Genomic DNA, 7013 nt, shown 5'->3' on the forward strand with positions numbered 1-7013 from the left:
GGCTCCGCCTATTCGGTCACGTCGGTCGAGAGCAAGCCGTACACACGCAAGCCGTACGCTCCCTTTCGGACGACGACCCTGCAGCAGGAGGCCAGGGCGCCGACCGCGAACAGCGCGGTCGTGTACGGCATCCGGCCCCGCAGGCCCCCGAGCGCGTCCAGGTCGCGTGTCCCGGTGGCGTGCAGGACGGACCCCGCCGAAAGGAACAACAGCGTCTTGAACGCGGAGTGGTTGACCACGTGCAGCAGCGCGGCGGCCAGCGCGAGGCCCGCGAGCATCGGGTTCCCGCAGGCGGCGATGAACCCGGCCGCGCCCACGCCGATCAGGACCAGCCCCATGTTCTCGGTGGTGGAGTAGCCGAGCAGCCGCTTGAGGTCGGAGGCGACCGTGGCCTGCAGGACGCCGAACAGCGCCGACAGGGCGCCGGCCGCGAGCACCAGCAGCCACCACCAGGCCGGGCCGCCGTGCAGCAGGTCCATGCCGACCCGGACGATTCCGTACACACCCATGTTGACCATGGCCGCGCTCATCATGGCCGACACCTGGCTCGGCGCCTCCGGATGGGCGCGCGGGAGCCAGACGTGCAACGGCACGACGCCGGCCTTGGAGGCGAAGCCCACCAGCGTCGCGAGGAACACGGTGCCGGAGACGGCGGGAGACAGCTCGGCCTCCCTGAGCTGGGCGAAGGAGTCACCTCCGGCACTCGCGGCGAAGGCGGCCAACCCGGTCAGGATCGCCACGAAGCCGAGGTGGGTCATCACGGCGTACCACAGCGCCGCCTCGCCCACGGCGGCACGGCGCGCGTGCTCGGCCGGCACCAGCAGCAGCGAGGTGATCGCCATCAGCTCCCACGCGGCCAGCAGCGTGCTCACGCTCGCCGCCACGGGCACCAGCAGCATGGCCGCAAGGAACAGCGGGGGCGTCGCCTGTGCCACGCGGCCGTCCAGGCCGTGCCGGGTGTAGCCGATTCCGTAGATCGCGGCGCACACCGCGACCGCGCCGGTGACCGCGACGAACGTCCCGGCCAGCGGGTCGAGCGCGAGGCGCGCGCCCGCCAGCGGGAGCACGCCGGGGAGCCAGGCCGACCAGGTCTGCCCGGCGAGCGCCGCGACGCCCGCCGAGGCCCCCGACGCGCCCGCGCAGGCCATCCCCACACCCACCACCAGCGGCCGGACGCTGCGCGGGGTCATCACCCCGGCCAGCGCCGAGGCCAGGCACAGGCCCAGCGCGGACGTCAGGAACGTTCCGGCCGCGTTCACCGGCCGGTCAGCCCGCGCAGCGCCTCGACGATGGCCCCGGGCTCCGGCGGGCATCCCGCCACCTCGACGTCCACGGGCAGCACGTCCTTGACCGCGCCGACCACACCGTACGCCCCGGCGAACACGCCGCAGTTCCTGGCGCAGTCGCCGAGCGCGATCACCAGGCACGGCTCGGGGACCGCTTCATGGCTGCGCCGCAGGGCGACCTCCATGTTGCGCGTCACCGGGCCGGTCACCAGCACCGCGTCCGCGTGCCGGGGCGAGGCCACCAGGCGCGCCCCGTAGCGTTCGGCGTCGTACACCGGCCCGAACGCCGAGGCGATCTCCACTTCGCACCCGTTGCACGAGCCCGCGTCGACATGCCGTATCTGCACGGAACCGCCGAACTCGGCCGCGGCGGGCACGGTGTCGCCACCGGCCCTCTCCGGCGCCGGTTCGGCCACCTTGCCCGTATTTCGTATCTTCCGCCACAAACCGATCACGACGACACCTCAGCGACTGGGGAGATGGATGGGGGACGCGTCGAAGCACGGCCGACATCGGCCCGGCGAGCGGCTCGTACGAACCGCTCCCGTCTCGTTTCGTTCGGCTCCGCCGTGTCCCCGCCCGGGGATCAATTCAGGTAGGAGTCGCGTGCCGCCTCAGCGGCCCGGTCGCATCCGCACCGCTGAGCGCGTACACGAACGTCGAGATCTCGCGCGTGGCGAAACGATACCCATGCGTAGTCGTATCGCAACTCACTGTGACGGGTTGGAGCCTCTACTTCGCCCACCACGGCGGGGTGACGCGCCGGAAGAGGACCGTTGTCGCGCGGTGGCGCTCCGGTCAGGTCAGGAGGGCGCACGGCGTCCGATCCCCGCCGAGCCGGCCCATCGCCTCGTCATGCGCGGCGAGGAGCCCCCGCTATCCGCGATGGTCACGAACGTTCGCAACCGCACGAGGTGCAACAGGGCGGCCATGACTGCATGCTACTCTAAAAACCCACTATTTCTACCTAAAATGCCGGTTGCATCGAGCGTGAGATTTCACCGGCGCGGTCGCGCACGCCGTCAGACGGAGAACTCGCCGAGCAGGCCCGTGTACTTCTTGGGGCCGGGCGGGGCGAACTCGCCGCGGGTGCTCGTCCGCAGCCCGAGGGACACCAGCGACTCCACGAGCTTGGTCGCCACGGCCACCCCGTCGATGACCGGCACGCCGACCCGGCGGGAGACGTCCGCGCAGAAGGACGCCATGCCCGCGCAGCCGAGCACGATCGAGTCGCACCCGTCGCGTTCGACCGCCGTCGCGCACAGGTCGGCCACGACCTCCCGCGCGTCCGAGGACGGGTCGTCCAGCTCCAGCACCGGGATGTCGCAGGCGTGGACCTCCCGGCACGCGCCCGCGAAGCCGTACCGGGCGGCGAGGTCCCATGTGCGCCCGGTGGTCCTGGCGAGGGTCGTCACCACGCTGAAGCTCCGCCCGACCAGGGTGGCGGCGTGCATGGCCGCCTCGGCGATCCCGACCACGGGACCGGACGCCAGCTCGCGCGCGGCGTCCAGGCCCGGGTCCCCGAAGCAGGCGATGACGTAGCCGTCCGTACCGGCCCTCTCCCCCGCCGCGACCTCCGCCAGCAGGCCGGGGACGGCCAGGGCCTCGTCGTAGTGGCTCTCGATCGACGCAGGACCCATGGCCGGGTTGACGGCGGTGACGACCGTGGACGGCGCCGCCACCGCCCGGGCGCAGCGGCCGATGCTCTCGGTCATGGCCCGGGCGGTGTTGGGGTTGATCACCCGGATGCGGGCCATCAACCGGCCTGGGCCGTGCCGTCCGACACCAGCTCGGCGTCGCGGTCGAGGCCGCCGATCGCCGGCGACATCCGTTCGAGGACGGTGAAGGCGGCGAAGCCGAGCCCGCAGCCGACGAACCAGCTGTAGTCGGCGATCCAGGTGACGTCGACCGTGGTGAGTTCGAGGTCGAGCAGCATCTTCGGCACCAGCACCGAGGCGATCGCGGGCACGCCGCTGAGCACGGTGGCCCAGACCGCGTTGGGGTTGTAACCGTTCCTGAACCAGTAACGGGCCGTCGGGTCGAGCGTGAACAGGTCGTCCACCCACACCCGCTGACGGCTCACGATGTAGTAGCCGGAGATCAGGATGCCGAAGAGCGGACCGATCAGCGCGCCGAGGATTCCGAGCGTGTAGTGGATGGCGTCCGGGTTGCTGTACCAGTTCCACGGCGTGAGCAGCACCGACCCGACGGCGGCGATCATCCCGCCGGTGCGCCAGCTGATCTTCTGCGGGTTCACGTTGGAGAAGTCGAAAGCCGGGGAGATGAAGTTGGCGACGATGTTGATGCCCACGGTCGCGATGACGAAGGTGAGCCCGCCCAGCAGCACGGCGAACGGGGTGCCGATGCGCTCGACCGTGTGGATGGGGTCGGTGATGAGCTCGCCGAACACCGGGACGGTCGCCGAGGCGGTGATCACGGTGAGCAACGAGAAGAACAGGAAGTTGACCGGCAACCCGAGAAGGTTGCCCTTCTTCACCGCCCCGAACGATTTCCCGTACCGGGAGAAGTCGCCGAAGTTGAGCATAGGGCCCGAGAAGTACGACACGACCAGGGCGATCGCGCTGAGCATGACCGGGATGGACGCGCCGAAGCCGAGGTTCTCGCCCTCGGAGAGGTCCAGGCTGATGTTCCCCCAGCCCGCCTGGCCGACCAGGTAGACCGCGAGCACGACCATCACGACGTACACGGCCGGCCCGGCCCAGTCGATGAACCGCCGGATCGCCTCCATGCCCTTCCAGAACACGGCCGCCTGGGCCAGCCAGAGAATGGCGTAGCAGATGTAGCCGAGGGTGGACAGGCCGAGGAAGCCGCCCTCGTTGAGCGCGGCCGTCGATGGCCAGAACTTCAGGAAGATGATGATGAGCGACTGCGCGGCGAGGTAGGTCTGCACCCCGTACCAGGCGATCGCGATGAGGCCCCGGATGATGGCCGGGATGTTGGCACCGCGCACCCCGAAGATGGCCCGGTTGATGACCGGGAAGGGCACGCCGGTGACCTGGCTCGGCTTGGCGACCAGGTCGCAGAACACGTTCACGATGACGATGCCCGCCAGCAGGGCGAACAGGACCTGCCAGCTGTGCAGCCCGAGGGCGAACAGGCTGCCCGCGGTGACGTACCCGCCGACGCTGTGCACGTCGGACATCCAGAAGGCGAAGATGTTGTACGAGGACCAGGTCTGCTTGCGGAGCGGCGCCAGGTCCTCGTTGGCGAGCCGGGGGTCGTAGCCGGGCTTGATGAGACCGGCGCCCACGGGCATGCCGGCCGCTTCGAGGAGGTCGTGTGGTTTCGGCTGGGACGGTGCACTGTGTTCGGTCATTTCAGCTTCCGTGGGGGGTATTGTGCGGGAACTGGATGTCCTGGGTGCGGGCATGACGAGGCAGAGGCGGGACGTGCTCGGTGGGCCGGCGAACGCGATGCCGCTAGGCTGCGCGGCCTCGGGTGTTAAGTGGTCACTTAACAGATGGCGTCAATGTATGCCTTGACATCCGGGCCCTAATTTCGCGGGCGTAAAGGCCTTGTGACAATTGGTGTGGAGGCCATGACAGCCATGACCCCGGAACCGGGCGCGGAGATCGAGGCGGTCACCAACGAGCGGCTCGGGCGGCGGCTACGCGAGCTGCGGCTCCAGTCGGGGATGTCGCTGCGTGCGCTCGCGCGCGAGCTCGGCATCTCGGCCAGCGCGGTCTCGCAGATCGAGCTCGGCACGATGCGGCCGTCGGTCAGCAGGCTCATCGCCTTCGTCTCCGCGATCGGCGTGCCGCTGGCCGCCGTCTTCGACACCGGGGCCGCCGACGCCGCGCCCTCCTCCCCCGTCGACCGGTTCGCGATCAGGCGCGCTCGGGAGGTCGCACCCATAGAGCTCAGCGGCGGCGTCACCTTCCGCAGACTCTCACCCGTGCCCTCGCCCGACGTCGAGTTCTTCGAGTCGACCTATCCGCCGAGCTCGATCTCCAACGCCCACGGCCACTTCCTGCGGCACGAAGGCTACGAGGTGGGCACCGTGACCCAGGGCGAGCTCACCATCGACTTCGAGTCGGAGGTCGTCACGCTCGCCGAGGGCGACTCCATCACCTTCTCCTGCGACCGCCCCCACATCATCGGCAACCGGTCGGAGACCGTCACCGCCGTGGCGACCTGGCTCATCGTCCACCACTGACGCGCCGAAGGCTATGAGAAGAAACCTTTGCATTGATATCTTCTCATCGTGAACGAGATACGACGGCGGGAACTGTCGGATGCGGAGGCGTTGAAGGCGCTCGCGCATCCGCTGCGGCAGCGGCTGCTCACGCGGCTCCAGAATCGCGGGGCGGCGACCTCGGCCATCCTGGCGGCCGAGTTCGGCGAGGACCGCGGCGCCACCAGCTACCACCTGCGGCAGCTCGCGCGATACGGCTTCATCGAGCAGGACACGGCACGCTCGTCCGGCCTGCGCAAGTACTGGCGCTCGGTTCCGGAGGACCTGCGCCTGCCCGGCCGGGGGGTGGACGCCGAGGCGGAGGTCGCCGCGCGTGAGGTCGGCCGCCAATGGCGGCAACGCGCCGAGGCCGAGCTGGCGGCCTTCCGCGCCGACCAGGACGCCTATGGCGCGTTCGGCGAGGCCGCCCTGACCTCTCTGGGCGGCACCACGCTGACCGCCGGGGAACTGGCCGAATTCACCGAGGAGTACGTCGCCCTGCTCAATCGCTGGCGGCGCGATCCGGACGAGGCTCCCCCGGGAGCACGGCACATCACCGTCATCTTCCATGCCTTCCCCACCCCCGACCCGGAGGGAACTGCATGACCTCTCCCGCCGATCGCAGGCCGTCGCTCTGGCGCAACAGGGACTTCATGGCCCTGTGGGGCGGTCAGATCGTGTCCACCCTGGGCTCCCGGATCAGCGCGACGGCGGCGCCGCTGCTGGTGCTCGCCATGACAGGCTCCCCGGCGGACGCCGGGCTGGTCGGCGCCGCCGGAAGCGTGCCCTACCTGGTCGCGCACCTGCCGGCGGGAACGCTCGTGGACCGGTGGAACCGCCGCCGCATCATGCTGACAGCCCAGGTGACCGCGTGCGCCGCCATCGCGAGCATCGCGGTCGCCTTCTGGCTGGACGCGCTGACCATGACCCATCTGGCGATCGCCGTGTTCGTCCAGGGCACCTGTTTCGTGTTCTTCGGCGTCGCCGAGGAGGCCGCTCTCCCCAAGATCGTGCCGGCGCCGCTGCTGCCCGCCGCGATCGCGCAGAACGAGGCCAAGGGCCGGGGCGCCGCCCTGGCGGGGCCGCCGCTCGGGGGTCTGCTGTTCGGCATCGGCCACGCGCTGCCGTTCGTCGCCGACGCGATCTCCTACCTGGTCGCCTCGGTGGCCCTGCTGTTCGTCCGGCGCGACCTGCAGGACAGGAGGGCGGAGCCCCCCGGGTCACTGTGGCGGGACACCACCGAGGGTCTGCGCTGGCTGTGGCGGCACGCGTTGATACGCGCCGCCGTCGTGCTGGTCGCCGCGAGCAACCTGATCTTCGCCGGGCTCAGCCTGGTGCTGGTCGTCCTGGCGCGGGAGCAGGGCGCCTCGGCCGCCGAGATCGGCCTGATGCTGGGCATCTATGGCGGCGGCGGGCTGCTCGGCGCGTTCGCGGCCGGGCCGAGGTCTTCGAGCCTGACGCGAACAAGGTCGCTCGCCGCACCGGCCACAACATGTTCGTCAGGTACGACGAACCCGCCCGGCATCCCTTCG

7 protein-coding genes are annotated in these 7013 nt (G+C 70.4%); 3 read left to right on the forward strand and 4 right to left on the reverse strand.

All coding sequences use genetic code 11. The features are described 5' to 3' along the window. Positions 1–8: 8 nt before the first annotated feature. The 4 genes from AB0B89_RS33530 to AB0B89_RS33545 all read right to left on the reverse strand — a co-directional run bounded on the left by AB0B89_RS33530 (position 9) and on the right by AB0B89_RS33545 (position 4623). Positions 9–1259: a proton-conducting transporter membrane subunit gene (locus AB0B89_RS33530; RefSeq protein WP_358560834.1), complete on the reverse strand. Its 1251-nt coding sequence runs from the start codon at positions 1257–1259 to the stop codon at positions 9–11. After that, positions 1256–1741: an oxidoreductase gene (locus tag AB0B89_RS33535; RefSeq protein ID WP_358560837.1), complete on the reverse strand. Its 486-nt coding sequence runs from the start codon at positions 1739–1741 to the stop codon at positions 1256–1258. Before AB0B89_RS33535 ends, AB0B89_RS33530 begins: the two co-directional genes overlap by 4 nt. Positions 1742–2308: 567 nt before the next feature. Further along, the gene (locus tag AB0B89_RS33540; RefSeq protein WP_358560840.1) at positions 2309–3043 is read right to left on the reverse strand and encodes an aspartate/glutamate racemase family protein; all 735 of its coding nucleotides are present in this window, start codon (positions 3041–3043) and stop codon (positions 2309–2311) included. Then, entirely contained in the window at positions 3043–4623 is a 1581-nt protein-coding gene (locus tag AB0B89_RS33545; RefSeq protein ID WP_358560843.1) for an NCS1 family nucleobase:cation symporter-1, read from the reverse strand. The genes AB0B89_RS33540 and AB0B89_RS33545 overlap by 1 nt, the downstream gene beginning before the upstream one ends. A 222-nt stretch (positions 4624–4845) precedes the next feature. Between AB0B89_RS33545 and AB0B89_RS33550 the strand changes: the two genes are divergently transcribed. The 3 genes from AB0B89_RS33550 to AB0B89_RS33560 form a co-directional block, all read left to right on the forward strand. After that, complete coding sequence (locus AB0B89_RS33550; RefSeq protein WP_358560846.1) at positions 4846–5463, forward strand: XRE family transcriptional regulator; 618 nt, start codon at positions 4846–4848, stop codon at positions 5461–5463. 48 nt (positions 5464–5511) lie between these two features. Then, the gene (locus tag AB0B89_RS33555) at positions 5512–6087 is read left to right on the forward strand and encodes a helix-turn-helix domain-containing protein (protein ID WP_358560849.1); all 576 of its coding nucleotides are present in this window, start codon (positions 5512–5514) and stop codon (positions 6085–6087) included. Continuing rightward, a partial coding sequence (locus tag AB0B89_RS33560) for an MFS transporter (RefSeq protein WP_358560852.1) occupies positions 6084–7013 on the forward strand: 930 nt, incomplete at its 3' end. The genes AB0B89_RS33555 and AB0B89_RS33560, both read left to right, overlap by 4 nt.

The sequence above is a fragment of the Sphaerisporangium sp. NPDC049002 genome (assembly GCF_040649355.1).
Lineage (GTDB): Bacteria > Actinomycetota > Actinomycetes > Streptosporangiales > Streptosporangiaceae > Sphaerisporangium.

Coding starts and splice junctions, on each gene's coding strand:
- AB0B89_RS33540 (WP_358560840.1), bottom strand. CDS start 3,043: ATGGCCCGCATCCGGGTGATCAACCCCAACACCGCCCGGGCCATGACC.
- AB0B89_RS33545 (WP_358560843.1), bottom strand. CDS start 4,623: ATGACCGAACACAGTGCACCGTCCCAGCCGAAACCACACGACCTCCTC.
- AB0B89_RS33550 (WP_358560846.1), top strand. CDS start 4,846: ATGACAGCCATGACCCCGGAACCGGGCGCGGAGATCGAGGCGGTCACC.